The 320-nt window shown below is 51.6% G+C and carries 1 protein-coding gene; it reads right to left on the bottom strand.

What is annotated here, in order from left to right:
* Positions 1 to 41: 41 nt before the first annotated feature.
* Positions 42 to 320, bottom strand: a 279-nt coding sequence (locus IEQ44_RS17150; protein ID WP_227487618.1) for a Rossmann-fold NAD(P)-binding domain-containing protein, incomplete at its 5' end; no start/stop codon positions are given.

The raw sequence follows: 320 nt of genomic DNA, 5'->3' as shown, positions 1-320 counted from the left end.
CTTGAATCTGCGACCTTATTCTTTTGGTCATGACCCAAACTTCATGGCCATATGTGAGAGGAGGAACAAAGATTGTATATCGAGAGCTTTGCCTTCTGGCTCAGCTCTCTTTTCGTAACAACAGTGCGGTAAAGCGACTGCAGTACCGCTCCTGCTGCTCCGATTCTCCGGCTGATCTCCTGCTCCGTCCTCCCCTCACTCGTGAACAAGACCCCAAGATACTTGAACTCCTTCACCTGGGGTAGAGTCTCATCCCCCACCCGGACTGTGCAAACCATCGGTTTCCTGCTGAGAACCATGGCCTCAGATTTGGAGATGCT

This window comes from Nocardioides malaquae, from assembly GCF_015070385.1.
Classification (GTDB): Bacteria; Actinomycetota; Actinomycetes; order Propionibacteriales; family Nocardioidaceae; genus Nocardioides; species Nocardioides malaquae.
This window is presented reverse-complemented; position numbering and strand designations above follow the sequence as displayed.